The following is a 26287-nucleotide window of genomic DNA, read 5'->3' on the forward strand; positions in this document are numbered from 1 at the left end:
ACTTATCTCAAAAACGGGGAGAGAGAGGGGCGCTGCATGAGCGTCTGGATCAAATAACCGAGCTTGAGCTGCCAACGTTGCCAGCGGCTCGCTTTATGAGCTGATGAGTGTCCCTGTGTCGCCAACTGGTGGATCAACTGCTCAGGGCTGATCCAGAGCCCGGTTTGCCAATCCAGATAGAGTGGATAGGCGACCAGCGTCAGATAGACCAGTGCTGACAAAGGCAGCGTGCGCTGACGGCGAGCAGGCGGATTGGCATCCGTGGTCAGACCCCAGCCACTGTAAAAGGGTTGGCCCCAGGTCGTCACTTTGACTCCCTGCACCAGCGCCTCGAAGCCACTGAGCGACGTCATGGTATGCAACTCATCCACATGGGGATACAGACTGGTGAGGCCAACATCCAGCACCTGGCTATCGACACACTCCGCCAGACAAGCTGCAGAAATCGCCCCGCCACGGTTGCCCGCCACCACATCAGGATGCGGTTTGTAGAGAATATGAGCGTCGGGTTTGGCCGCTCGCACCGCCCAGAGCAACTGCTCGTTGCTGCGAATATACGGGCTACCGGTCAGAATAGAGGCATCACCATCCACCTGCCCCACCACCAAAACCAGTTGTCGACCATCCATGGGCGGTGAATAGGGTTGAATCTCCCCCACGTTGTACTTGCTGATCTGATGTTGACGAAGCAACGAGATCAACCTCTCGCCACGTTCAATCTCCGGCTCGGTCAATTGCTGATAGTTGAGCAACTGCTCCAACCCGCTGGGGGTCCGGCTATCAAAATAAATGCCGACCGGATCCAGTGACAGTGACGAAGGACGGCACAGGTTGGAACCCAACCCTTTCGAGCGGATAAAGCCGTCTTCGACCCGTATCGCTGAAACCAGCTCGGGATAGCGACTTCCCCACACCAGAACCTGCTCATCACCAGTCAACCGCTTGGGAGGCTTGCTAACAAAACAAAGCTCCTCGGCCAGGTGATGACAAAACGCCTGCATAAAGGCGCGCTTCCACAGCGAGAAACCGACCAGATAAAGCCTGCGCCAACGTGGAGCGGGCTTTTGCTGGCGAGCGATGATGGCAATGACCTCTTCCACTTCACAACGCTGGCCAAGCACGGGGTCCAGATAGCGCGGGTAGCAAATCAAGGCTGCCGCGACCAGCTGGGCGAGCGACACGTTTACGTTGCGGCGCTCGCACTGCTTGCTGTCATGGGTCAGCCCCCAACCGGCATAAAACGGCATACCGAAGCAGTAGACCGGCTTGCCCAGCAACAACCCCTCAAAACCAAGCTGGGATGAGACTGTATAGACAGCATCCACCGCATTGAGCAGCGCATGAGGATGACAATGCTCGGCAACCACTTCAACATCATTTAGCTGCAAGCGCGCCAGCACACCGCTTTTCTTGCCAAAGCGCGTATCGGGATGGGTGCGCAGCAGCAGGCGCGCATCGGGATGATTGCGGCGCGCCGCCTCCACCATCGCCACAAAATCAGCTTCACTGGCCAGCGCCCCCGGAATGGAGAGATCTCCCGCCACCTGATCGACCAACAGGACCCTGGGTTTGGCGCTCTGCTGCAACCGCGCGGCCAGCGCCGATGGCAGGCCACCCTCCCCCCCTTGTGCGGCGAAACGACTCACGCTGCCATGGTTGGCAGCGTGAGTCGGCACAGTGGCATAACAGTTGTATTTGGTGATCCCGAGGTGAACCAACTCACTGATCAATCGCTCGGCCCGTGCCAACATCTGTGGCTCGCACGGGGCGGCAATCAACTGCTCAAGCTGGCTGGGCTGGCGGGCATCGTAATAGATCCCCACAGGATCGGCGATCAACGAGACCGCCTTGCCCCCCCTGGCGGGATGACCGATATAACCGATAAAGCCATCTTCCAGCTGCCAATAGGACAACCCTAACGCTTGTGCCTTCTGCTTAATCTGCCTGGTATTGGCTTTTTGGCCCCAGCCAACTAAAACATCATTTTCAGAGAAAGAGACGGCCCCTGCCATATGACGTAATGAGCAACCAAGCATAGGTTCAATATTGTTTTTTCTGGCAAGAATACCTTTCGAACCCGTATATAAATCCATATTATCTCAGCGAACTAAAGACTCCCTGCAGTAATGCAGGGAGTGTAATTTAGATAAACAGGTCTGCGGTCGCTAATGACTTGGCAGTACTATCTTTTGCAGAGGTCAGGATATCCGCGTTTAACTCGGGCCACTTAATACCAATAGAGGCATCATTCCATGCAATGCCTCTATCACTTACGGGGGCATAGTAATTGGTTGTTTTATACAAAAACTCGGCCGTCTCTGTCAGAGTAACAAAGCCATGCGCAAATCCTTCCGGGATCCACAGCTGTCGCTTGTTTTCTCCAGAAAGGTGAACGCCTACCCATTGCCCGAAGGTCGGGGAGCTTTTCCGAATATCTACCGCTACATCAAACACTTCACCGGCCACACAACGCACCAGCTTGCCCTGGGCATGGGGCGGCAATTGATAGTGCAATCCACGCAACACCCCTTTCGATGATTTGGAGTGATTATCCTGCACAAACGTCACCGGATACCCTACCGCCTCTTCAAACAACTTGTGGTTGAAACTTTCAAAGAAAAAACCTCGCTCATCACCAAACACTTTTGGCTCAAAAATAAGCACATCTGGAATTGCTGTCTTGATTACATTCATCTGTCTATCCACACTTGCTTCAATTTTTAATGGGGGAAGTATTTTCCCTCCCCCATATCACATCAGGCTTTGGCAACCATTCTTAACAGATATTGTCCATACGCATTCTTTGCCAACGGCGCTGCAAGTTCACGCACCTGGTCGGCATTGATAAACTTCTGGCGATACGCAATCTCTTCCGGGCAAGCCACTTTCAATCCCTGACGGGTCTCGATAGTTTGAATAAAGTTGCTCGCTTCAATCAGGCTTTCATGGGTTCCGGTATCCAGCCAGGCATAACCACGGCCCATCATGGCCACCGACAGATTGCCTTGCTCCAGGTAGATACGGTTCACATCGGTAATTTCCAGCTCACCTCGGGGCGACGGCTTCAGGCTCTTCGCGATCTCCACCACGCTGTTGTCATAGAAATAGAGGCCGGTCACCGCATAGTTGCTCTTGGGCTCCAACGGCTTTTCTTCCAGAGAGATAGCGGTACCCGCCTTATCAAATTCCACCACCCCATAACGCTCGGGGTCATGCACATGGTAGGCAAAGACGGTCGCGCCACTCTCTTTGGCCGCTGCGGCTTCCAACTGTTTCTGCAGGTCATGGCCGTAGAAGATGTTGTCCCCCAGCACCAGCGCACAGGGGTCTGACCCGATAAACTCTTCACCCAGAATAAAGGCTTGTGCCAACCCGTCCGGACTTGGCTGCACCTTGTACTGCAAATTCAGGCCCCACTGACTGCCGTCCCCCAGCAGTTGCTCAAAACGGGGGGTATCTTGCGGCGTGCTGATGATCAAAATATCGCGAATTCCCGCCAGCATCAGGGTGCTGAGCGGGTAGTAGATCATCGGCTTGTCATAGATGGGAAGCAGCTGCTTGCTCACCGCCATGGTCACCGGATAGAGACGGGTGCCAGAGCCACCGGCCAGAATAATGCCTTTACGTTTGGTCATGATGCTTGTTTCTTATTTTTAAATTGCAAAAGAAAAGGGTGGCTTGCGGCCACACCTTTCTGTTTTATCCCTGCCAGCCAGAGAGGCGTTCAACGCATCTCTGGCCAGTGATTTACTTACCGAGGATCTCGGTCAACATCCGCTCCACACCGACGGTCCAGTCCGGCAGCACCAAATCGAAGGTGCGCTGGAATTTGCCGGTATCAAGGCGGGAGTTATGGGGGCGTTTAGCCGGGGTCGGGAAGGCACTGGTCGGCACCGCATTGAGCTGCGTCACCGCCAGTTCAACACCGGCCTCTCTGGCTTTGGCAAACACCAGCTGGGCGTATTCAAACCAGGTGGTGGTGCCGGAGGCAATCAGATGGTACAGCCCGGCGACCTCGGGGTTGCGCTGCGCTACGCGGAGAGCATGAGCGGTGCAATCAGCCAGCAACTCGGCGCCGGTCGGGGCGCCAAACTGATCATTGATGACCGACATCTCGCTACGTTCCTTGCCAAAGCGCAGCATGGTCTTGGCAAAGTTGGCACCCCGAGCGGCATAGACCCAGCTGGTGCGAAAAATTAGGTGACGAGCGCAGAGAGCCGCCCCCTGTTCCCCAGCCAGCTTAGTTTCGCCATAGACGTTGAGCGGAGCGGTGGCATCGGTTTCCACCCAGGGACGCTCGCCGCTGCCATCGAACACATAGTCGGTGGAGTAATGCACCAGCCAGGCACCCAAGGCTTCCGCTTCTTTGGCAATCGCAGCCACGCTGGTCGCGTTGAGCAGCTCGGCAAACGCCCGCTCGCTCTCGGCCTTGTCGACTGCGGTGTGAGCTGCTGCGTTCACGATGACATCCGGCTTCACCAAGCGCACAGTCTCCGCTACGCCGGCCGGGTTGCTGAAATCACCGCAATAGTCAGTGGAGTCAAAATCAACGGCCGTGATACGCCCCAGCGGCGCCAGTGCGCGTTGTAGCTCCCAGCCTACCTGACCGTTTTTGCCAAACAGCAGAATATGCATCAGGCACGCTCCCCATCATTCTGTTCAATCGCAGAATAGTGCTGCTCAATCCAGGACTGATAGGAGCCACTCTTCACGTTGTTGACCCACTGCTGGTTATCCAGATACCACTGTACGGTTTTGCGAATACCCGACTCGAACGTTTCTTGCGGTTGCCAGGCAAGCTCACTGCTCATCTTGCTGGCATCGATGGCATAGCGGCGATCGTGGCCGGGGCGATCCGCCACATAGGTGATTTGCTCACGATAAGAGCCCGCCTTCGGCACCATCTCGTCCAGCAGATCGCAGATGGTGTGGACCACCTCCAGATTCTGTTTCTCGTTATGGCCGCCGATGTTGTAGGTCTCCCCGACCACACCTGTGGTCACCACCTTGTAGAGCGCACGCGCGTGGTCTTCCACATAGAGCCAGTCACGGATCTGGTCGCCCTTGCCATAGACCGGCAGCGGCTTGCCATCAAGCGCGTTAAGAATGACCAGCGGGATCAGCTTCTCGGGGAAGTGGTACGGGCCGTAGTTATTGGAGCAGTTGGTAACGATAGTCGGCAGACCGTAGGTACGGCGCCAGGCACGCACCAGATGGTCACTGGAAGCCTTGGAGGCAGAATAGGGGCTGCTGGGGGCGTAGGGTGTGGTCTCGGTAAAGAGCGGCAATGGCTCACCGGCAGCCACTTCATCCGGATGGGGCAGATCCCCATACACCTCATCGGTGGAGATATGGTGGAAGCGGAAGGCCGCCTTGCGTACCTCGTCCAGGCCGTTCCAGTAAGCGCGTGCCGCTTCCAGCAACATATAGGTGCCGACGATATTGGTCTCGATAAAGTCAGCCGGCCCTGTAATGGAGCGATCAACATGGCTCTCGGCGGCCAGGTGCATCACCGCATCCGGCTGGTGCAGGGCAAACACCCGATCCAGCTCGGCACGGTTGCAGATATCCACCTGCTCAAACGCATAACGCTCGCTTGTCGATACATCGGCCAGGGATTCCAGATTGCCGGCATAGGTGAGTTTATCGAGATTGATAACAGAATCTTGGGTATCACGGATGATATGGCGCACCACGGCTGAGCCGATAAAGCCGGCACCGCCGGTCACGAGGATTTTCATATTAAACACTAGCCTTTTCGATTTTTTGTGAGGTCAGGGAGTTGATATAGTCAGTCACAAACTGACCAATTTCATGGTGCCTCATGCCATAGGCAATATTGGCCTTCATATAACCAGCCTTATTACCACAGTCGTGGGACAGCCCTGTCATATGGAATGCATCAACCGTTTCTTGCTCAATCAACATGGCAATCGCGTCGGTCAACTGGATCTCATTACCAGCTCCGGGAGGCGTCTTTTTGAGCAAGGGCCAGATATTATTGCTCAACACATAACGACCAACGACGGCCAGGTTGCTGGGGGCTTCGTCAATATCCGGTTTTTCAACCAACCCAGTGATGGGGGCGGATTGACCTGGCTGTAACTTGACCTGATTACAATCAGCTATCCCATATTTATCGGTATCAGCCAGTGGCACGGGTTCAACCATTACCTGGCTTTGTCCAGTCAACTTGTAACGCACCAACATGGCAGCCAAATTTTCGGTGTGTTGATCGGCAGTATATTCATCCAGAATGACATCGGGTAAAACAACTGCGAACGGTTCGTCACCGATGACGGGATAGGCACACAAAATGGCATGGCCCAATCCTTTGGCTTCTCCTTGACGCACATGCATGATGGTCACATCTTTCGGACAAATATTCTGTATCTCGTCGAGCAGCTTTCGTTTAACGCGAGATTCGAGGGTCGCCTCCAGTTCAAACGAAGTATCGAAATGGTTTTCGATAGCATTCTTTGATGAGTGGGTCACCAGTACAATCTCTTTGATACCCGCTGCCACACACTCATTGACCACATATTGGATCAGCGGCTTGTCCACGATCGGCAGCATCTCTTTCGGGATAGCCTTGGTGGCAGGCAACATACGGGTACCCAGTCCGGCAACAGGAATGACCGCTTTACGTACTGAAAAATGTTGATTAGACATATATTATCTCGTGCAGGTTATAGTTCTCAGTTTGCCAAAGAATAAGCATATAGTTTCGCATTATTGGCTAGCTCAGCTCGTTTCTTTTCTTTATTAATCAGTAATGTTATTGCATCAACCCAGCGTTGGGGGTCGTTCTCCAACAGAATGCCGTTGATGTTTTGTTCGATAAAATCGTTATAGGGCGCGCAATTGCTATATACACCCACCGCGCCCATTCTGACAAAGTCATAAAATTTTACGGGACCACGTGCCAAATTAAAATCAGAGTCAAGCAGCGGCGCCAATCCGATATCCAACTGATGGGTCTTGGTATACGCAAGATAATTTTGCCAACTCATTGGATGCAGTACTGAAACTCTTGGCAGGTCGCGATAATGTTTATAGATATCATGCTCGCCAAAAATTTCAAAGCTGGCACTAGGGCAGGCTTCCAAAACCCCCTCGACGATTTGCCGCAGCCAGTACTTCTCTTCCCGATGAGAGCTTGAACCATGATAAGCTATTCTTACTGGTTTTCTTTTTTCAAGAAGTAATGGCGATGGTTTTGCGGAAACTATTTCCGGGTTAAGGTGGAAATATTTTTTAGCCAAATAAGCTGTAGATACCCAGATATCATCACAGTGCTGCGTGATCCATCGATGTTGAGCTGCCGAGCGCCTTATTATCTTGCTGCGATACTCTTTAGGCAGCGTAGATAGAGCCGTCGGGTCAAACAGATCGTCATCCATGAAATAAACTATTCGGGAGCATCTGTCGATATATCTTTCTATATGCTGTTGCCACTTCGGAGAGATAAATCGAATAATGACAAGAGCAGATCCTTCCGGAATAGGTATTTCAGGGGAAACAAGAATGTCAACGCATTGACATCTTGCATCAGGAAATCGACTGGCAATAGCCGATTCAAAATAGGCCAATGTAGGGGATTTCCCTTCATGTAATATAAACAATCGCTCACTGTCAATTTCAGAGCTTTGCTGGCTGCCATAACTCTGTTTATTGAGTTTAAGATAGGGCTTGAATAGTTTCCTGCGAATTAATTCATCCATGGCAACACCATATTAGGAGCTCTGCTTAGAGAGAAATCAGGACGTTCATAACTCAAGTTAGGGTTATAGGCAGGATCGTGTTTAAGCACACCATCCCATCGCGTTCTCATATATCGCAACTCAGATTTTGCTCGTCTCTGCTGTTGTATTGATACATCTTTACCGCGGGAAATAGACTCATGATGATACAGTTCAGCAAAGGGCGTCCAGACTACTCGCCAGCCGGCCTCTCGCACTCTGAGGCAATAATCGACGTCATTAAACGCTATCGGCAAATTCGTTTCATCAAGTCCACCGAGCGCAATATATAAATCTTTATGAGTCAATAAACAGGCAGCAGTCACAGCTGACAACTCTTGAGCACTGACAGCCCGCCGCTGGTATCCGGGATCGTTTGCGGACAAACCATTATGAAGGTGATCTGCACAACCGCCAGGTCCGACAGCATCGCCGGCATGCTGAATCAACCCATTTCCGTAATAGAGCTTTGCACCGACTACGCCCACACCAGGACGCAATAAATGGGAAACCATTTCATCCAGCCAGTCAGAGCTGATCACCTCGGTATCGTTATTCAGCAAGCAGACCAGATCGCCACGTGCTTTGCTTACCGCAAGGTTATTGATGGCTGAATAGTTAAACGGATGATCATAAGAAATCACCCTGACGCCATAAACCTGTTCGATATGGGCAAGGTAAGCAAGGGTCTCCTCGTCGTCGCTCTGATTATCCATCACCATGACATCCATATTGGCGTATTGCGTCTTGTGGATCAGGCTTTCAATACAAGGGCGTAAATGAGCAAGACCATTTCGGGTGGGGATAATCACAGAGACCAATGGTAATTGCGTTGGCAATGGCCAGAACCAACGACATATACCATGAGGTGCAGCCCCAATGCTCACACCTGCTGGCAATAAATCCTCTCTATCTTTCAGCGGATCACAATCATTCGAAAGCAACGCACTTGCGGGCAGATGCATCATCAATGACGGAATATGGGCAATCTGGTTTGGCTCACACTGCTGTGCCAACTGTAGCCACCACTGATGACATGCCGCCGCATCAAAGGGGATTTGGCTTGCGCCTTGTTCACGCCACAAGCCACACCAGCCAATATAGTTTTGGCTCTGCAGCAGTGTTTCATTCCAGTCAGGTTTAAAGTTGGGAGAGTGACGTTTGCCTCTCTCGTCAAGCAGGTCGTGGTCCCCGTATAGCCATAAACAATCCGGATCCTGGCGTAACTGATATGCCACCCAGAATAGGGCGCTGGGGGACACCAGGGCACCCGCAGGCAACACCCACTGCCACTCGCCGCCAGGCTGACTGGGGATATCTGAGGATGCGCCATGCTCCTGCAGCCTGATGTGACTTGCCGGATAACAGAGTGCCTGGATGCTATCCAGAGTCTGCTGGCGGCTCTGCTCACTCTTTTCGCCAACAAGATGAAAACAGACACGTGGCAATGAGTCCCAACGTGCCAACAGGCGTTCAATCAGCTTGTACTCGGCGGGTTCCAGGGTGTCGAAGTTTGCTAGCCACTCTTCATAGCTATCGAGTGGCTTGTCGTCACGTACTCTACCGACAAGTTGGTAAGCCTGCTGTAGATCCGTGAGCCACAAATGCCATGAGAGACCCAATCTCTTGCGTTTGGTGTTCGTCAGGCGTCGATAAAAGGGCAAGACCCGGCGCAATCGACGCCAGAGACTCTCAATAGGAGAGACACAACGAAGCTCGCTAATCTCTACATGGCAATCCGCGCCCTTGCTGCTGGCCAGTAAAGAGAGATGGCTGGCTCCTGTGGGCAGATAGACCAGCTCCTGCAAGGTGCCACGACGTGTGACTGGCAACACCTGCTCATGCCATCTTCCCTGTCCGCACTGCCAGCACAGACGAGTCTCCCCTCGTGGTTGGCTCGCCACGATTGTCCCCCGGATCAGGAGCCAGCCAGAGTGGCATGAAAAAGCGTCAGGCAATGCCAGAGGTTGCCAATGACCATCGTTATACATATATGAATTTACAACCTGAGGGGACATTGAAATAGTCCGCCACACCAGTGACAGACCGTGAAGAATAGAATTAATAAGTAACAGCAGTTATTTAATCAGCTTTTTAATGCTGTTCGCTAACCAGGAGTGATTGGACACCTCTCTTTCTGCAGGCAGGGCGGCTAATTGTTCACTCAGTGTCATCATCTCGGCCTTCACTTGGGGGGCCAGTGCCGCGGCCAGCAGACATTGCTCGTCATTGCGATCATGCGCCTGAAAATAAGCCTTATGTTTGACTCGATTGGCCGTTGCCGCACTACCACGCAAATGCTTCCCAAGCAGGAACTCTTCCAATGATTTAACTGCGTAATGGTTGACTCTTATGCCATTCCAGATGACCTGAGCACTCACACCATTACCGTGTTTGGCATGTAATACCATGTCACTACCATTGGCATCGATATAACGCCCATAACGCAAATTGGCAAAATGGGGGTTGAAAAAACTGTCAACCCGGGAGGGGCGCACAATACTCTTGAAGTTGTGGTTCACATTGAAACCAAGGGGTGCACGCTGCGTGAAGCGTTCAATCACCAGCCCCTCGCCAGCAAAGGTCTCACCATTGGAGCCAAAATTAGACCAATTCAATCCAACGGCACTGACACTATTATCTGCAAACCATTGTGTGACCACCGGACGCAAATCATTTGACTCCAATGGCAACAAAAACTCGTCAGCATCGATAAATGCCAACAGATCTACATCACGCGGGCAAGTGCGCAAAATTTTATCGTATGCAGGTAACTGCGGTTTCTGCAGCCCCACAGTTGGATGGTCAAATACAGTAACCACCCCTAATTTGGCCAGAGAGCCGAGCAGTTCACGCGAACCGTCGTTACTCCCATTATCTGCAATAATAAATCCACTGACACCGAGTACCCGGTGAAAAGCGATCCATTCGAGCAATCCATCTATTTCATTTTTGACAATTGCAGCAATAAATAATTTCAAGGCGGGTTCTCAATCAGGATGAAAAACTGCAGGATTATACATCATGATGCGGGGGCTGGGAAAACAGACCCCAGCCCCATACGCTATTGCAGATATCAGTCGGAACCGAATAGATCCCTGGTGTAAACCTTGTCCACCATATCGGTCAATTCAGCGGCCATCCGGTTGCACAAAATCACATCACTCACAGCCTTGAACTCGTTCAAATCGCGAATAACACGAGAGTGGAAGAAATGCTCCTCCCTGATGGTCGGTTCAAAGACCACCACCTCGATGCCTTTCGCCTTGATCCGCTTCATGATCCCCTGAATGGCGGAGGAGCGGAAGTTGTCCGAGCCCGCCTTCATCACCAGACGATAAATCCCCACTACCTTGGGGTTGCGGCGAATAATGCTGTCGGCGATAAAGTCTTTGCGGGTGGTATTGGCATCGACGATGGCGCGGATCAGGTTGTTGGGCACCTTGTTATAGTTGGCCAACAACTGCTTGGTATCTTTGGGCAGGCAATAACCACCGTAACCGAAGGAGGGGTTGTTGTAGTGGCTGCCGATACGGGGATCCAGGCCAATCCCTTCGATAATCTGGCGACTGTCGAGACCGTGAGACTGGGCATAGGTATCCAGCTCGTTGAAATAGGCTACCCGCATCGCCAGATAGGTGTTGGCAAACAACTTGATCGCTTCCGCCTCCGTGCTGCCCGTCAGCAATACCGGAATATCCTGCTTGATGGCCCCCTCTTGCAACAGGTCGGCAAAACGTTGGGCCCGCTCGCTGCACTCCCCCACCACGATACGGGAAGGGTGCAGGTTGTCATACAGTGCCTTGCCTTCGCGCAGGAACTCTGGTGAAAAGATCAGATTCTCGGTGCCGAGCTCTTCGCGCATCCGCTCGGTAAAGCCCACCGGAATGGTGGACTTGATCACCATCACCGCATTGGGGTTGATGCTCATCACATCGCGGATCACCGCCTCGACCGTGCTGGTATTGAAGTAGTTGGTCTCGGGATCATAATCGGTGGGAGTGGCAATAATCACAAACTCGGCCGCCTCATACGCTTCATATTTATCAAGCGTCGCTTTAAGATTTAGCGGCTTGTTGGCCAGATACTCTTCCAGCTCCTTATCCACGATGGGAGATTGACGGCGATTAAGCAGTTCGACTTTTTCTGGCACCACATCCAGTGCAATGACCTGATGGTGTTGGGCCAGCAATACCGCGTTGGAAAGACCGACATAGCCGGTGCCTGCAATTGTAATATTCATATTAATTCACTTTATTTAATTGAGACCATTCTTTGCACAGAATCTAGACATAAATCTACATCTACATACCATCCATTAGTCAATTGACCCAGTCCATCATCTTCAAATATATCGACATGATATGTCGCGCCATTAGTTTTTAGCAATGAAGCTGGACCTGCATTCGGGTAACTTTTTTGATGAAGCTCTAAAATTTTAGATTGTTTATCACAGAAAAGCGCATTCGTAGTACCAGCACCATGTGGACAAACTATATACTCTGCAGAGTTAAATACTAAAACTTGATCAAAATAAGAAAGTTCGCTCATTACAAACTCTTTAAAACCAAGCTTATTCAAGCTGGATGTTAACTCAGCTTCATTTAACATCGGTCGTTTATTAGTGTCTTTACGAGAAATATAAATTTTTTCAGCGCTGATACCAGAGGCATTCTCTCTCGCTGATGACAATATTCTATCTCTAACATCCCTACGATAAATAGATGCATCATAAGGTGATGTGGAATACATCAGTTCACTAATTATGAGCTTCTTGACATAGACTGTTTGATATATGCTTATTTCTACTACATCTATAAAATCAACTGCTAATGCCTCCAATGACTTCCTTTGCCATGAAGTCATTTTCGGAACTATAACACCATACTTTGAAATTCCAAGCTTTTGAAGAAAATCAATACATTGGAGTATCGCTGGTAAGGATTGTGCATGCCAATGCCAATAATTTTTTATAGAAGCATTACATCCACAAATCCAAAATGTTTTATCATCGAGTTCGACAGGAGCAGTTCTCAACGAATTCTTTAGTCTAGCATCAATATCAGGATTCAAATACCGAGACTGCTGTATAAAAGATTCTTGTGATTTTATTAAAAAGCCACAACCAAAGACATAAGAGTCTTGAAGATAAATTGCTTGCGATTTTGATGGTGAGCTGTAAAGACAATCCTCAATTTCAGAGAATGCTTGAAAGTTAGAAAGATTAGATGTAGCTCCTCTAATGACTTTAAATCCATATTCAAGGTGCATATCCGCGGGCTCAGATAAGGCACCAACTTCTTTAGCATTCACCCATGGTATACTGATGTAATCATTCATAATTTTAATATCCCCACCTAATCATTTCCCACTGTAATATAAATTTACATCACAATTTTTTGATAACGCGATCTCCTCTGCTGTAGGAGAACTTGTATCTGATGGAGGAGATATAAGAAACCTTTCTACTTGTTCAGATATAACCAAGTCTGGTTGTTCAAAATCAATAATACTATAATCTAAACTTGGCTGCCATATTGCCACTACACGACTATATGCTCTTGCTAAAAAATGAATCAACTGACTACCAAATGAGTCTCTAAAAAAAACAACTTTCTTTTTTACAGGAGCATCAGGGTTATTAAAGATGATAATCCTGCCCCTATTATTAATTTTATTATCAAATTCAATAGTAAATGTACTTTTACTAAAGGATGCTACAGGTTGGCTTTCAAGGTAAGATGAATCTATTTTTCTGCCCAAGTCACCAGGCAAGTTGCGAGTTACAAAGTTCACATCAGCTAAAGTATCTGCACGACCTAATACCTTTTCTAACTCTTGAAAACATTTATATGCCCCATATTGATTCCAATGTGTATCACCTTGAGGATAGGTATCTAATGGGCTATTAACCAGAGCATCTACAGGATATATGAATTTGTTGGATAATAACTTAGTGAAAATAGGAATAAGTTGATGAATAGGAGTTTCTTGTGCAGGCTTATACCATTCAGGTAAGAATTTTTTATAAACCGACTCTTTATTCGGAGCACAGATATATATGTATTCAATATTTTTCTCTGAAAGCCTCGACATCCTGCTTTTTAATAGCTCCTCCCATTGTTTTAATTGTTCATCACCTAGTATTAGGTTACCCGTCATCTGATCAATAGTTCGATTGTTATCCCCATCAAGAAACATCCAACCATTTTTACCATACAATGGTTTTACAAACATTTTATATATCCCATGGAGCTTGTGATAGTTTTAGAAGATCTAATTCTGATTTTGACCACTGATTTTTCTTAAACATCAGCTCAAATTCGGTACTCTTTTTATCGCTTTTACGCATACCGTCGGTCGCTTTTTGCAATTTATGGTAGACCACTGCCTGGCTGGTATAGAAGATCTTCATTCCCAGCAAGTGGCGCAGATAGTCACACATAATCCGATCCGAGCGATAGTGGCGACCAAATTCGGCATCCAGCCCACCAACCTGATCGACAATTTCGCGGCGCATATAGGTACAGAAGAAGGGGGCAAAGCTGATCTCCACCTGCTCTCCGTCATGCAGCAAGGGCACCCGAGCAATATTCTTGTGATGCTGCGAGAGGTTGACATCGCAATCTATGCCGGGGTTGGCAAACGGCACATGGGTCGTAATGGTCTTGGTATTGGCAAACAGTACCTGACGAGGAACCACCAGGCCGATATTGGGATCCTGATAGGCCAGTTGCTGCATGGCTACCAGTGCGGTACGCGTCAGCAAGGCATCGTTGTTAAGCAATACGATATCGCTGCCGGCCTTGGCCGCCTTGATCCCCTGATTCACCGCATAGGTAAAACCGGCATTAAACTCATTCTCGATATAGGTAATATCAAACTCTTTGACCGCCTGCTCCCGCAAATAGGTTCTGACTGCCATGGCTGACGCATTGTCGACCACTATGATATCGACCTGCTTGCTATCGTAATACTTGCGAATGGAAGAGAGACAATCCTGAATATCCTCCAGCGATTCATAGTTCGGGATAATGATGGTGACGTGATGTGCCAATTTTGGCTTGGGCAAGCGATGCTTGACCGGTTCGCTCTGGCCATAACGCAACAGGGCCCGCCCCTTGATAAATTCACGGGTGTTGTGCTGTTCTCGCACAATATCGATAAAACCGTTTAACGAATGGTCATTGGTGATGGCATTTTCTGCCAGCTCATAAAAATAGTTGGAGAGGATCACCGGCACCGAAATAATGGTGAATTCACTGCTGATCTTGAGGATCAGATCCCAATCGACAAACCGCTTCAACTGGGTGTCAAACATTCCCGTCTTTTTAAAGACCTGCTTGTTATGCATAAAACAGTTCAGGTCAATATAGTTACGGTTTTCCAGCAGACCCTTATTGAAACTGGCAAAGCGGATCGCAAACGGTTCCGGATGCGTGCCACGATAGAGATATTGGCCAGAATAGGCAGCCTGGGCATGAGGGCTCTTGTGCAGGGCGGCGACCATGGCGCTGAGGTATTCAGGTTGCCAGGTATTGTCGGAATCCAGATAGGCAATCAGCTCACCTTTCGCTGCCCGTAAACCGATATTACGAGCTTCAGAGACGCCAGAACGACCAGGCCCGCGGATCAGACGAACCCGTTCATCCATAAACTCCTCAACCACCTGGATGGTTCCATCCGTACTGCCATCATCGACAATGATCAGTTCAAAGTATGGGTACGTTTGTGCCAGAACAGAGGTAATGGCGGCAGGAATGGTATCTTCCCGGTTGTATGCAGGCATGATGATGCTGACTAACGCATCGAGATGATTTGTTTGGGTATAGGCGACCAGCGAACGACGCGTATTCTCCATCATGGCGAAACAGCGTTTGTCCTCTTCCCGATAGGGGGCATAGATCATCGGGTTGACCATTGACTCGGCCAAAAACTCATCAAAGCAGGTAAACTTGCGATTATGCTGCCAGGAGGTAGTTGTCTGCTTGAGCAACTGCCCGGTTTTGGCATCAATCAGTTCTAGTTGATGGGTTTTACCATCGATAAATTCAGCAGGTACGCTCCAGCGAAAACCATGTTGACCATTGTTGATCTTGTTCTTGGCCAAATCCTCACGTTTGACATCGGCCAGCACTTTATACTGTTTACCATCTATGCTGATTAACGCTTCACGGGGGGCCGGATCACCGATTTCGGCCAGCCAGCCATAGAGTTCGCCACTCCCGCCCGCTTTCAGGTTGAAATCACCGCGGATAGCTTTATTACCGACAGGGGCTGGCTTTGCTGCACTCTTTGCAATTTGTGCCGTGTTGGCCGCTATTTTATTTGGGTCCATAGGATGACGGCCGATCAGTTTACCGATTTTTTGATAATGCTGATACGGGTCCATGCCGGACAGTTCGACATCTTTATAATTATTCAAATACCATTGAGCATCGAAGTTATTCATTTTTTAATCCCGCAAAATTAGATCGTTCTGCCTTCATTCTTGCCAAACATGAGATAATGTAAAAGAGGATTTACCCCTTCTTGTTGTACGTCGGGATACCTCGCTAAATAATCATTTCCGTCAAAACGCTCACTGGGAGTCAAACCCACTTTAAAACCTATGGTCAAATAATGCTCGACCGGAGAAATGGAAAGTTCATCAATCTCAGGACAGTTTTTTCTATACCAGTCGACGCTGAACAAGCCTGAGTTTTGAACAACCTCGGCATGCTGACGTAACATACTTTTAGTATTTTTCTTTTTAAACTTGTTACTCAATGCACGTGCGGGAGCTGCCGCTTTCCATGCAAAGGAGGCTTTCAGTTTATCTAGCTGTTCCTTGTATATAGACAGTTCATTATCTTTAGCCAGCAGCTTCCGCTCTTTTACTTCTAAAATATTACTAAGTTTAGCCAGCTCACTGAATCTGACATTCAAATTATCTTGCAAATTTGTTAGCTGGGAGGAAAGTGAATGATTTAACTCTTTCTCTTTAACTAATTGAGACTTAAATTTACCGAGTTCGTTCTCAAGTTCCTGCTTGGTCTTGTTGTGTGCCTGTTTCAATAGACCAAGTTCTGACTCAGCTTTCTTTAATTTTGTTTGAGATATATCTAAAGCCGCTTTAGTCTTGCTGAGTTCACTTTTACAACCATCCAGTTCAAGATGACTCTTTTTCAACTGTGCAGCACTCTGTTGAGCGGTCTCATCAGATTTCAAGATCAACTTGCTGAGCGTGGCCAGTTCAGCGTTTCTAGTTTGATGATCTTGTTCAAGCCCCTTAATGCGGGCCTTCAATGCCACATTATCAGCGGTGAGTCGAGCTGACTTGCCTTGACAGATCTCTAATTGAACTTGCAAGGCAAACGAGCTCTCATTTACTGTATTCAGAAGGTTATCTTTTTCAACTAAAGCCTGTTTCAGCACTGCCAGCTCATTTTTGATTTCGTGCAATGAGTTATTATTTGTTACTCGAGGTATTGTTTTTCGCATATCCCATGCTCTTGTTGGTTTAACTTATAGTGAATGGATATCAACTTGGAAAAAGATGACATCCTCTCTATCTACTACCAATAGATTTGCTGCCATGGTAAATAGATACTTTTCCCAAAAAACTTATTCCATAATCATGAAAATAAAATGTATAGCTTGTTAGAGTTATTAACTGTCGCTCAGTAGGTACCAATAACTGCCGAAAGCATTAGGTATGCCCTGATTTCAAAATATATCAAAATCCCAATGTCATCTTTATCATGCAGTGATTAATCCTGGTGCTCACGTAATGTCGCTAACCCCATCACGATCAGACCATAGAAGAGGCAAAGCAGTACACCCACGGTAGCAAGGTTATAGAGGCGACGCGGATATTCGGCATCTTCCGCCAACGTCGGTTGGGTAATTACCAACAGGTGCTTCAACTTGCGATATGCTTCAACCCTGGCTTGCTCCAGGCTGATAAGACCGGTTTTATAGAGGTCTGCCGCCAAGGTTGCCTGGGTTTGCACATCCAGATAGCCGGCGGTGATTTCATTCATGGCGTCCTTGTCCTGACCGGTCAACTTGGCTCGTTCCTGCTCAAGTTGTCTGGTCAAGGCATCAACCCGGCTCTGTACCGAGACAACGGCGGGAGCGGAATCCTTCATATAGCTGCGCAGTTGTTTCAGCTCGGCCTGCTGGCGCACCAGTTCGCCTTCAATCTGGCTGACCACTCCCAAGCGTGCGCTACTGGTCGACTCTGGGCTGATAAGTTGATGGCTGTTTTGAAAGGCCAGCACCTTGGCTTTTTCATCTTGCAACCGTTGATAAGCCCGATCGACTTCCTTTTCGACAAAAGCAAGCTGATCGAGAGCCACTTGATGCCCCAACTTGTTGATAAAGCGTTCTGACTCTTTAAGCATCAGGGCCACAACCTGTTGACCATATTGAGGATCAAATGTCTGCAACTCGATGGTAAGTACACCGGACAACTCATCAAGATGTAGTCCCAGATGCTGGCGATAGTACTTGATGAAATCCTCTCGACTGACATCATCAGACAAGCGTGAAAAATAATCTGCCGCACCACTTTGGTAGTGTGATTTGAGGGCGAGCTCTTTATCCAGCTTGGCTAGCATATCCCATGATTTTAAATAGTCTTGAATTAACAGCACATCTTGATGATTGCTACCACCAATACCCAGCATGGACAAGGCATCGGGTAACATCTTGATTTGATCAGCTTGCTTGATAATCAACTCGGCACGACTGACATAACGGTCAGATGCCATAAAACCAAAATAGACTGTCGCGATCGCAAAGCAAACTACTACCCACAAGAAGCTGCCTAATTTGAGACTGCTTTGCCAAGAACGGTGAGCAATCTGATAACCGCTGGAGTCAATAAAAAACTGTTTAGGCGCTTTGCTTAACTTGCGCAACTTACGCACAAAGCGTGAGGACTTTTCTGATTTGATAAGTTGAGTCATGTTGAATTTGGCTTATTATAGATTCTGATAAATACGGATGGCATCGTCGATATTGTCAAATACTTCCAGTCTGCTATTACGCAACAGAATACCCATATCGCACTGCTGACGAAGGTTTTTCATATCGTGCGACACCATGATAAGACTGGCTGTCTCGCGTTTTTGATTAAACACATCAATACATTTCTGTTTAAAGCGCGCATCGCCTACCGAGGTGATCTCATCCGTCAGATAAATATCAAAATCAAAGGCCATACTGACGGCGAAATTGAATTTTGACTTCATACCACTGGAATAGGTTTTGATGGGTAACTCATAGTGCTGACCGATCTCTGAGAACTCCTTCACCCACTCTTCAACCGTCTTGGTATCCCGTACACCATGAATTCGGCAAACAAAGCGCGTATTCTCTCGTCCGGTCATACTACCTTGAAATCCACCACTTAATGCTAACGGCCAGGATACACGGCATTGACGAATAACACGCCCTTCATTAGGCGCATCCATACCACCCAACAAGCGTAGTAAGGTAGATTTACCAGCCCCGTTGACACCTAAAATGCCAATGTTACGATCCCGCGGCAATTCAATACTGACATCCCGCAGTACATAGTTACGGCCAAATTTTGTCGGATAATACTTGGTTACATTATCAAGAATGATCATATTATTTCACATTAACTGGAAATTAATCGACGATGATTCAAACGATAGCAGCTCATAGCAAATGTTAACAATATCAGTGTCACACTTGAAAAGTATACCCAGCTAACATTTGGACTACTGTAACCAGCAAGCCACCCACTTCGGATCAATTCAACTGCATGCACTAGCGGATTCCATAAAAACCAGTGTTGATACTGAGCAGGGATTGTCATAAGTGGATACATGACACATGAGATGAACATCAATGGCATCATCAACAAGCCGAGAAATTTATCGGCCTCTTGAAACAAATTACAAACCACACAAAAAATAATACCAAGTGAAAATGAAAATGCCATCAATAAGAAATAAATGAGTATGACTTGCAACGGGTCATCAGGGATGGCATCAAAACCAAACCACAAAAGTCCCATGACTAAAATACAGCCGACGATGATTCCAATCATGGTTTCAAGCATGAAGCGAGCAATAAAGGTAGAAAACGGCGTTACCTGTCTATAGCAGAACAAGCCCATATTGGCACTAACTGCTGATTGCAATTTACTGACGACATTTCTAAAAAAAAGAAAAGGTAAATAACTCGCAGTAATAAATAGTGGCGCAGGTGCGCCGCCAAAACCACTCGAACCTCGTAAACCAAAGATCAAACTAAATGCGCTTATCATCAACAATGGGTCTAGCAATGCCCAAGCATAGCCCAGCCGATAATTACCAAAACGGGTTTTAAGCTCACGAATAAGCAGGCCAAAGACAACATCTCGCAACACCTGCAGGGATGTGCGCGGCGTTTGATTAAGTATCGGTTTATTCATTATTTCGCTTTACCCATAGCAGACTCGCCCGTTGGCGAGTCTGCTTTTTCTCATCAAGAAGCGGCTTACTTGATTGCTACGTTAGCAGCCACGGCGATCTGATAGATAATTTGAGTAATATCCTTGACCGATTGCATGGTTTTGCTGTCGACCTTGGGCAACACCAGGATCTGATCACCAGGCTGGACACTCCCCTTATCTTTAAACTCCACCAACCCGTTGGCATGAACCACGGCAATCCGCTGGTCATTCGCACGTTCGGTGAATCCGCCCGCCCAGGCCACATAGTCATCGAGAGTTGCATTGGCGTTATAGACCACAGCTTGCGGCATCAATACTTCCCCACCGACCTGGATCAGGTCCGTTCTGTTCGGTATGACAATCTGGTCACCCTGTTCCAGCTGAATGTTCGCAACAATCCCCTTGTCTGCGACCACCACCTTGCCAAGTGGCTGAATCTTTCTGGCCTTTTCGACAAAGCGCATCACCAGTTCTGCCTCTTTGGCACGGATCGCCGCTTCACCATCCGAACTGGCAGGAGCAGTAAACACACTGCGTTCCAACCGGTTGAGCGACTCTTCCAACATCTCTTTTTGCCGCGCAGCGACACTCTTGCGCATCAGGTAGATGGATTGGTAATCGGCAAGCTGTGGGTCAATGGGAATATGGTTGAGCAGCTCATGCAGCTTGGTCTGCTTGCGCACAGTGAAATATGAGGGCCCCATATAGCTACCTGCGACCTGCACATCATAAACCTGTGCATGCATGTCATCATTGAACAAGACTTTGTCACCATCCTTAAGCTGGAGGCTGGCAAAATCCTTGTAAGGTAAATAGATGGAGAATGGACCACTTGGACGGTCACCTATCACCCCGACATGACTCACCTTGGCAAGCGGCAGTGCGTAGTTGACCAGCTCCGAGCCTAGCGTATTACGCTGAGTCAATTCGAAACGGAATGGGTTACGCACCTTGCCCGCGACATTTATCATCGGGCCCTGTGGCTCTACCAGGATGACATCCTGATCTTTAAAAGAGAGCTTGGGCATTTTGCCCTGCTGCATGAATTCATACAGATCGATTTTTTGGATGACCTGGTTCTGGCGTAATACCTTTATTTGACGATAGCTGCCGCGCTCCGAGTCGATCCCCCCAGCCCGCTTTAGAAAATAGAGCACACTGTCAGAGGATTGACCCGCATACTGGCCTGGCCGTATTACCGGGCCAGTAACAAACACACTCACGGGAGTTGTTGTCAGCAGGTTGACGTAGATATTGACATTATTTGTAAAAACATCACCAATCCTGCTGGTCACCAGATTATTGACCTGGCTGGCAGGTACATTCTTGACATTGATCGGGCCGACATCAGGGATGAAGATATTACCTTGATTATCTACCGTCACTACATTTGAAAAGTTGACGGCTCCCCAGATCCAGATATTAAGTTTGTCACCCGGAGCTATCAGATAATTGTCATTCAAACCATCACTGCGTTCAGTCTCATACCCACCTGCAAACAGATTGGCGCCATAAGGAGGAGGTAATCCTGCCTCTGCCAGGGGCAGTAATTTTCGTACGTCTGCCTCACCGGGTAACAACATCCCTTGACGATTCTGTTGAGTAAAACTCCCGGTCGTTGAACTTGTGTTTGCCTGCCCACTCAGTGCAGCTTGACCACCAAGCTGGGGGCCGGTGTTTTCTGCAGCTTTTCCTGAAAGGGTGTAACCAAATGATGATCCATTTGCTTGCGCTAAATCAGGTGCGGCAAGGGTCATGGTTGTGCAGGATGTACTGATGAGGAACAGAAGTGTGCCAAGCTGATATATTTTCATTTTTTTCAAACCATTTGCCTTCATTTTATTGCTCAGCAAGAAGGTTGCTGACAGAGGTCTGTTCCAGTTGAGGTATCAGATACCATTGTTCTTCAGTCTTGCATGCCGCGCGTCTTTGCGAGTGACCTTGCACACTGTTAAACAACAACTCAACGCACTCAAGACCCAGAGCAGAAACATAACGTTGCCCCAGGGTATAGGTCACATTGTTTCTACTGAATGCTGCCCCCTGTGGCAGCGTATTCAGCGCCTGCTGCAGATCGGGAGGCATGACATGCGATTCGGTAGCAATCGAGGGGTTGACGAGAGGACGAGACGCTTCTACCTGCTTTGGCTCATATGCGCAGCCACCAACTTGTATGGCTAATGAAATCGCCAATAACCGGGTTGCATAATTCATGTGTCAATATTTTCCATGGAGTCAAATGTTAATCTTTTAAAACTTTACAGTCTTATGCTCTGGTAATTTTTTACCGATTTGCTGGTTATCTTTGCGACCCAAGAAGAACTGCAATATTCAGCATTACGAAGATTTTCATATCCTCTATATGCCAAAGTGGGCCATGAAGTACCTCATTAACAGGCAATCAGTCAAGACTTGAAAAAGCGGTTGATGCAAGCTGGATCAGCGTGATTTGCTCAATATATGAGCGTTTACTGCGTACATTGCAGAATGCTCTGAACAAATCGAGTAAAACGCGAATAGTTATGATGGATATCAGGCTGTACACCGTCTGTATTGCTCAGAGCAGTCATAAGCCTCAAGACGGGTGACACAGTTCAAATGTTGGCAAAGTGTTACACAAATGATACCAGCATCTCTTGTTTGGCCATAGCTACCGCACAACACGAGGTGCCGGGAAAATTAGACATAGCTACCGCACGGCGATGACATCCTGCCGGATAAAAAGCATACAAGATGGATGTGAAATAAATACAGGAGGGACAAAATACGTGGACTGCCAGCTCAAAAAGCCAGCAGATAGATTATAATGTAAGCACCCAACCCGTGCATGAAAGCGTCACAATGTGACGTATATCATACTTATTCTCGTTTTTTTTGAATGCTACCAATAAGCCGCAATTGGGTCAACAATCAAAAATTCCACCTGCAATCCCCACCCGATGAAAAAATCAGCAAAATACTGTTTTTTAAGAATTTTTTATTTCATTTTTCATTGGCAAAAAATGTATTCACATGGTGTAAATAATTTTGATGATGCTCCAGATTAATTTAGAAACGTCTAAATTATTCCTCTTCCCTTCCAGAAAAAATTAATTTTTGTGAAGTCACAATATTGATTTTTCAATGAAAATGAAATAGGAGAAATCTGATTTACCCAGGAAGTCATATCCGACATCCCTCTCAAACTCCTCGCCCTGCGCGATAAACCAGTCCACGCCAGCGAGCATCATCACGTCACATGTTACACATTTGTTCAAATAACGAACTAAGCCGGGATGCTGATGACCTCCCCTTATTAAGGGCATCAACGCGATAGCCCATTTATCGACCAACATGATTTTTTTTAGTTTTTCTGGCCGTGATTGACAGGGTTATTGTCTGTTGACTATGCCTGATATGTGTCCGATTGAATCAGCGACACAGGGTCACAACGACATTGGAGGGGGCATGGACGCTAACACTCTATCAAGGATCGGCCTGCTGGTTTCGTTGCTCACCAGCGCAGGAGCGATAGCCAATGACAATATTCTTACCCTGCAACTGGGCAAAGCATTCAGCAATGAAAAGCTCGACATCAAATTCGCCGACGCCAAGTTTCACCATATGTTCTGGCGCTGGGGAGACTCAGGCTGCCAATTTGGGCTGGGGGTGCGTGGAGGTACACTCAAGGTAGAAGATGAAGAGACCGCAAGACTGGGAGGCGGCGCCCGTATCGAATGCCAATGGGGTAACTGGGTGACCTGGATACCCGGCGAAATGGTCTGGCTCAATCAACATCAATTTGGCACACGCGGCCACGGCTTCAAGGATTATGGCGGCCCCTTCCAGTTCGCTCTGGGCATCGGTCTCGGCTACGCCATCACCAAGAATTGGCTGATCGGCTATCAATATGAGCACATGTCCAACGCCTATATGTATGACAAGAACCCGGGGCTGGACAGCCATACCCTCCATATCGAGTACCGTTTTTAGCCAGACAGGCTTTGTCGCTATCACCGGAACACTCTGCAAAAAAGCCTTCACTTCCGTGAAGGCTTTTCGTTATGCCGTCTTCTGATAACCGGGGTGGCCGTGAGAGGATCACCACACTCAGGAAATGGATGACGACACGCTCTGCCGCTTCACCACATCATGGGGGTGGCAATCAGTCCTTTTTCGCCTTGTTGGCGAAGAAGATATCGGCCTGAATATCCTGAGTGCGCACAGTGAAGATCTGGTTGGTCAGCTCTTCAGTCAACGCCTCGGCCTCCTTCATGACTCGCAGATTGAAGTCGTTGAGCATGTTGTTGGCGGCGGCCTTGTCGGTTTTGACCGTTTTCAGATAGCTGGCTTCCATCTCTTTCTGCTCTTTGGCGATCTTCGCCTCCCAGCTCTGGTAAGCCTGCTTCACCATGGGGGCCAGTTTGGGGTAATCGGTCATTACCAAAGTCTGCAGTTTGCGATATTTCCAGTAGATGGAGTCGCTGTCGGCCTTGTCGCTGCCCATGGCATAGTGGGCCGGATAGGCTTCCAGACCACTGTAGTAGGGAACGAAGGCGGTCAAGTCCGCCATGCCGAGTCCAACATAGGTCACCTCCCCCACCTCACGCGGCATCCAGGGGCGAACCTGCATCACATGGGACTCATAGGTACGAAACACACTGACAGGGCGCCACGGCTCCTGACCGTTCAACCCCTTGCTGTAGGGATCGTGTTCGGTGCCGTCATAGTGATTGCGCAGCACCGCCTTGACCTCCTCCAGCGTCATCTTCTTCTCGGGGGCGAGGGTGACCGGGAACTGACGACCGGCATCCACTGCCTGCTTGAGCGAGGGGTTGAACATCTGCTGGATAGTCCATACTCGCGGATCGTTATAGGTGCGGTCCCGCTCGTCATCGCGGGTATAGGCTTTCGAGAAGTTGAACGCCCCATCCTTTTGCGGATGGTAGAGCCCCTTCTCGGTGGCAAATTCGATCAGATTCTTCGATCCCATCATGTCGGCACTGGCGGGATCGTACTGCTGCAAGCGGCCCTGATTACCGGTAGCGAAATAGTGATTTTTCGGCAGACGCTGCGCCATCCAGTGGTGGCCGGTGGCGGTCTCCAGATACCAGAGCTCGGTATCATCCACCACGGCGACGCCAAATCCCTCTCCTGCACCTATGGTTTCGATGATGTTGCCAAGCAAGGCGACCGCCTCGCGTGCCGACGTAGACCGGGAGAGCAGCACATCGGGAATATCATCCTCGGTGATCCCCTTCTCTTCCACATAGGGGTCGAAGGCAAGCGCTTCGGGTGAGGCAAAAATAGACTCGGTACCGCTCACCCCGACCCCCTTCTCATTAAATCCGGTGGCGCCGTGCAGCTGGGTCTTCCAGTTCGGCACTGTGGTATAGCGCAGGGAGTTTTTCGGCAAGGGATAACTGAAATCATTGGCGCCGTTGTGGGCCTTGGAACTATGGACTCCGCTCTGACCCTGCTTGGCCGGATGGATCACGAAATGCTGGGCTTTCAGGGCATCGCTGTCGGCGCTGCGGGCCACCATCATGGAGCCATCGGCGCTGGCTTCACTGCCGACCAGCAAGGTGGTACAGGCGAACGCCGACGAGAAGAGAGCAAGGTTGATGGAGAGTGCGACGACGCACTTTTTGAAGGAATGCATGAGATCTCCTTGTTGCACAGAGTGGTTGCAAATAAGCGGTGGCTCGCCAGTCAACCTGCCGCTGTCACAAGGGATCTGCGCGGTGACACGGGCCGGGCAGTGCGGGCCATCAAACCGTAAACACGTAAAAAGCAGTGCGGATAAACCGTGGAAACCAGAGAGGTAGCCAAGGCCCCCTGATAGACGACCTGTGCGCATCTCTGCTTTCCGTTGTCCCGCTGGCGTGGCGATACTAGGCCCAATCCACTGACTTGAGTGTGACTGGCAGCCCAAAACACCAATAACAAAGACTCAGTCGATGCAAAATGTTGATAAGTGTGACAAGCGAAGGATTATTGGCGACATTCAGCCGCCAACACGAAGAACACAAAGCGCACAGAGAGGGGGAATAAAGAGATGAGGAGATGTGACGCGTGGGATGGCGTGTTGATGCCATCCCGCGATGTTCGT

General features: G+C 48.8%; 21 protein-coding genes. 1 reads left to right on the forward strand and 20 read right to left on the reverse strand.

Going from position 1 to position 26287, the window contains the following annotated elements:
- Window positions 1–2: 2 nt before the first annotated feature.
- The 19 genes from G5149_RS07415 to G5149_RS07505 all read right to left on the reverse strand — a co-directional run bounded on the left by G5149_RS07415 (window position 3) and on the right by G5149_RS07505 (window position 22410).
- The gene (locus G5149_RS07415; protein WP_421212163.1) at window positions 3–2036 is read right to left on the reverse strand and encodes a capsular polysaccharide biosynthesis protein; all 2034 of its coding nucleotides are present in this window, start codon (window positions 2034–2036) and stop codon (window positions 3–5) included.
- A 106-nt stretch (window positions 2037–2142) separates the two neighbouring features.
- Window positions 2143–2694, reverse strand: coding sequence for a dTDP-4-dehydrorhamnose 3,5-epimerase (rfbC, locus tag G5149_RS07420; protein ID WP_216979010.1), 552 nt, complete (start codon window positions 2692–2694; stop codon window positions 2143–2145).
- Between the two features lie 62 nt (window positions 2695–2756).
- Window positions 2757–3635 (reverse strand): glucose-1-phosphate thymidylyltransferase RfbA, encoded by an 879-nt coding sequence (rfbA, locus tag G5149_RS07425; protein WP_421212164.1) that lies wholly within the window; start codon window positions 3633–3635, stop codon window positions 2757–2759.
- Between the two features lie 112 nt (window positions 3636–3747).
- Complete coding sequence (gene rfbD, locus G5149_RS07430) at window positions 3748–4635, reverse strand: dTDP-4-dehydrorhamnose reductase (RefSeq protein WP_421212165.1); 888 nt, start codon at window positions 4633–4635, stop codon at window positions 3748–3750.
- Entirely contained in the window at window positions 4635–5741 is a 1107-nt protein-coding gene (gene rfbB / locus G5149_RS07435; protein ID WP_421212166.1) for a dTDP-glucose 4,6-dehydratase, read from the reverse strand. Before rfbB ends, rfbD begins: the two co-directional genes overlap by 1 nt.
- A gap of 1 nt (window position 5742) precedes the next feature.
- The gene (gene galU / locus G5149_RS07440) at window positions 5743–6672 is read right to left on the reverse strand and encodes a UTP--glucose-1-phosphate uridylyltransferase GalU (RefSeq protein ID WP_421212167.1); all 930 of its coding nucleotides are present in this window, start codon (window positions 6670–6672) and stop codon (window positions 5743–5745) included.
- A 26-nt stretch (window positions 6673–6698) separates the two neighbouring features.
- On the reverse strand, window positions 6699–7724 hold the full coding sequence (locus G5149_RS07445; protein ID WP_421212168.1) for a glycosyltransferase family 1 protein: 1026 nt from the start codon (window positions 7722–7724) through the stop codon (window positions 6699–6701).
- Entirely contained in the window at window positions 7712–9577 is a 1866-nt protein-coding gene (locus G5149_RS07450) for a glycosyltransferase family 2 protein (protein ID WP_421212186.1), read from the reverse strand. The genes G5149_RS07445 and G5149_RS07450 overlap by 13 nt, the downstream gene beginning before the upstream one ends.
- A gap of 243 nt (window positions 9578–9820) precedes the next feature.
- On the reverse strand, window positions 9821–10723 hold the full coding sequence (locus G5149_RS07455; protein ID WP_421212169.1) for a glycosyltransferase family 2 protein: 903 nt from the start codon (window positions 10721–10723) through the stop codon (window positions 9821–9823).
- Between the two features lie 95 nt (window positions 10724–10818).
- Window positions 10819–11985: a nucleotide sugar dehydrogenase gene (locus G5149_RS07460; protein WP_421212170.1), complete on the reverse strand. Its 1167-nt coding sequence runs from the start codon at window positions 11983–11985 to the stop codon at window positions 10819–10821.
- Window positions 11986–11996: 11 nt separating this feature from the next.
- Complete coding sequence (locus G5149_RS07465) at window positions 11997–13082, reverse strand: glycosyltransferase family 61 protein (RefSeq protein ID WP_421212171.1); 1086 nt, start codon at window positions 13080–13082, stop codon at window positions 11997–11999.
- Window positions 13083–13103: 21 nt separating this feature from the next.
- Entirely contained in the window at window positions 13104–13979 is an 876-nt protein-coding gene (locus tag G5149_RS07470) for an alginate O-acetyltransferase AlgX-related protein (RefSeq protein ID WP_421212172.1), read from the reverse strand.
- A gap of 1 nt (window position 13980) precedes the next feature.
- A complete protein-coding gene (locus tag G5149_RS07475; RefSeq protein WP_421212173.1) occupies window positions 13981–16194 on the reverse strand; it encodes a glycosyltransferase in 2214 nt (737 codons plus the stop codon).
- A gap of 17 nt (window positions 16195–16211) precedes the next feature.
- A complete protein-coding gene (locus G5149_RS07480; RefSeq protein WP_421212174.1) occupies window positions 16212–17225 on the reverse strand; it encodes a hypothetical protein in 1014 nt (337 codons plus the stop codon).
- A gap of 269 nt (window positions 17226–17494) precedes the next feature.
- The gene (locus tag G5149_RS07485; RefSeq protein WP_213388795.1) at window positions 17495–18697 is read right to left on the reverse strand and encodes a sugar transporter; all 1203 of its coding nucleotides are present in this window, start codon (window positions 18695–18697) and stop codon (window positions 17495–17497) included.
- A 15-nt stretch (window positions 18698–18712) separates the two neighbouring features.
- The gene (locus G5149_RS07490; protein ID WP_213388796.1) at window positions 18713–19363 is read right to left on the reverse strand and encodes an ABC transporter ATP-binding protein; all 651 of its coding nucleotides are present in this window, start codon (window positions 19361–19363) and stop codon (window positions 18713–18715) included.
- 11 nt (window positions 19364–19374) lie between these two features.
- Window positions 19375–20175, reverse strand: a complete 801-nt coding sequence (locus G5149_RS07495; RefSeq protein ID WP_213388797.1) for an ABC transporter permease — start codon at window positions 20173–20175, stop codon at window positions 19375–19377.
- A gap of 65 nt (window positions 20176–20240) precedes the next feature.
- Window positions 20241–22049, reverse strand: a complete 1809-nt coding sequence (locus G5149_RS07500) for a polysaccharide biosynthesis/export family protein (protein ID WP_254204491.1) — start codon at window positions 22047–22049, stop codon at window positions 20241–20243.
- On the reverse strand, window positions 22036–22410 hold the full coding sequence (locus G5149_RS07505) for a hypothetical protein (RefSeq protein WP_421212175.1): 375 nt from the start codon (window positions 22408–22410) through the stop codon (window positions 22036–22038). Before G5149_RS07505 ends, G5149_RS07500 begins: the two co-directional genes overlap by 14 nt.
- A gap of 1233 nt (window positions 22411–23643) precedes the next feature.
- Between G5149_RS07505 and G5149_RS07510 the strand changes: the two genes are divergently transcribed.
- On the forward strand, window positions 23644–24168 hold the full coding sequence (locus G5149_RS07510; RefSeq protein ID WP_005344743.1) for an acyloxyacyl hydrolase: 525 nt from the start codon (window positions 23644–23646) through the stop codon (window positions 24166–24168).
- Window positions 24169–24340: 172 nt separating this feature from the next.
- Here G5149_RS07510 and G5149_RS07515 read toward each other — a convergent pair whose 3' ends face one another.
- A complete protein-coding gene (locus G5149_RS07515) occupies window positions 24341–25837 on the reverse strand; it encodes a C69 family dipeptidase (protein WP_421212176.1) in 1497 nt (498 codons plus the stop codon).
- Window positions 25838–26287: the final 450 nt, after the last annotated feature.

Source organism: Aeromonas sp. 600479 (assembly GCF_049175515.1).
Lineage (GTDB): Bacteria > Pseudomonadota > Gammaproteobacteria > Enterobacterales > Aeromonadaceae > Aeromonas > Aeromonas veronii_A.

What these genes read in the sequence shown, in the direction of transcription:
- G5149_RS07415 (WP_421212163.1), bottom strand. Translation starts at nt 2,036, where the DNA reads ATGCTTGGTTGCTCATTACGTCATATGGCAGGGGCCGTCTCTTTCTCT.
- rfbD (WP_421212165.1), bottom strand. Translation starts at nt 4,635, where the DNA reads ATGCATATTCTGCTGTTTGGCAAAAACGGTCAGGTAGGCTGGGAGCTA.
- G5149_RS07465 (WP_421212171.1), bottom strand. Translation starts at nt 13,082, where the DNA reads ATGAATGATTACATCAGTATACCATGGGTGAATGCTAAAGAAGTTGGT.
- G5149_RS07485 (WP_213388795.1), bottom strand. Translation starts at nt 18,697, where the DNA reads ATGACTCAACTTATCAAATCAGAAAAGTCCTCACGCTTTGTGCGTAAG.
- G5149_RS07470 (WP_421212172.1), bottom strand. Translation starts at nt 13,979, where the DNA reads ATGTTTGTAAAACCATTGTATGGTAAAAATGGTTGGATGTTTCTTGAT.
- G5149_RS07460 (WP_421212170.1), bottom strand. Translation starts at nt 11,985, where the DNA reads ATGAATATTACAATTGCAGGCACCGGCTATGTCGGTCTTTCCAACGCG.
- rfbB (WP_421212166.1), bottom strand. Translation starts at nt 5,741, where the DNA reads ATGAAAATCCTCGTGACCGGCGGTGCCGGCTTTATCGGCTCAGCCGTG.
- rfbC (WP_216979010.1), bottom strand. Translation starts at nt 2,694, where the DNA reads ATGAATGTAATCAAGACAGCAATTCCAGATGTGCTTATTTTTGAGCCA.
- G5149_RS07475 (WP_421212173.1), bottom strand. Translation starts at nt 16,194, where the DNA reads ATGAATAACTTCGATGCTCAATGGTATTTGAATAATTATAAAGATGTC.
- G5149_RS07445 (WP_421212168.1), bottom strand. Translation starts at nt 7,724, where the DNA reads ATGGATGAATTAATTCGCAGGAAACTATTCAAGCCCTATCTTAAACTC.
- G5149_RS07495 (WP_213388797.1), bottom strand. Translation starts at nt 20,175, where the DNA reads ATGAATAAACCGATACTTAATCAAACGCCGCGCACATCCCTGCAGGTG.
- G5149_RS07515 (WP_421212176.1), bottom strand. Translation starts at nt 25,837, where the DNA reads ATGCATTCCTTCAAAAAGTGCGTCGTCGCACTCTCCATCAACCTTGCT.
- G5149_RS07505 (WP_421212175.1), bottom strand. Translation starts at nt 22,410, where the DNA reads ATGAATTATGCAACCCGGTTATTGGCGATTTCATTAGCCATACAAGTT.
- rfbA (WP_421212164.1), bottom strand. Translation starts at nt 3,635, where the DNA reads ATGACCAAACGTAAAGGCATTATTCTGGCCGGTGGCTCTGGCACCCGT.
- G5149_RS07480 (WP_421212174.1), bottom strand. Translation starts at nt 17,225, where the DNA reads ATGCGAAAAACAATACCTCGAGTAACAAATAATAACTCATTGCACGAA.
- G5149_RS07510 (WP_005344743.1), top strand. Translation starts at nt 23,644, where the DNA reads ATGGACGCTAACACTCTATCAAGGATCGGCCTGCTGGTTTCGTTGCTC.
- galU (WP_421212167.1), bottom strand. Translation starts at nt 6,672, where the DNA reads ATGTCTAATCAACATTTTTCAGTACGTAAAGCGGTCATTCCTGTTGCC.
- G5149_RS07490 (WP_213388796.1), bottom strand. Translation starts at nt 19,363, where the DNA reads ATGATCATTCTTGATAATGTAACCAAGTATTATCCGACAAAATTTGGC.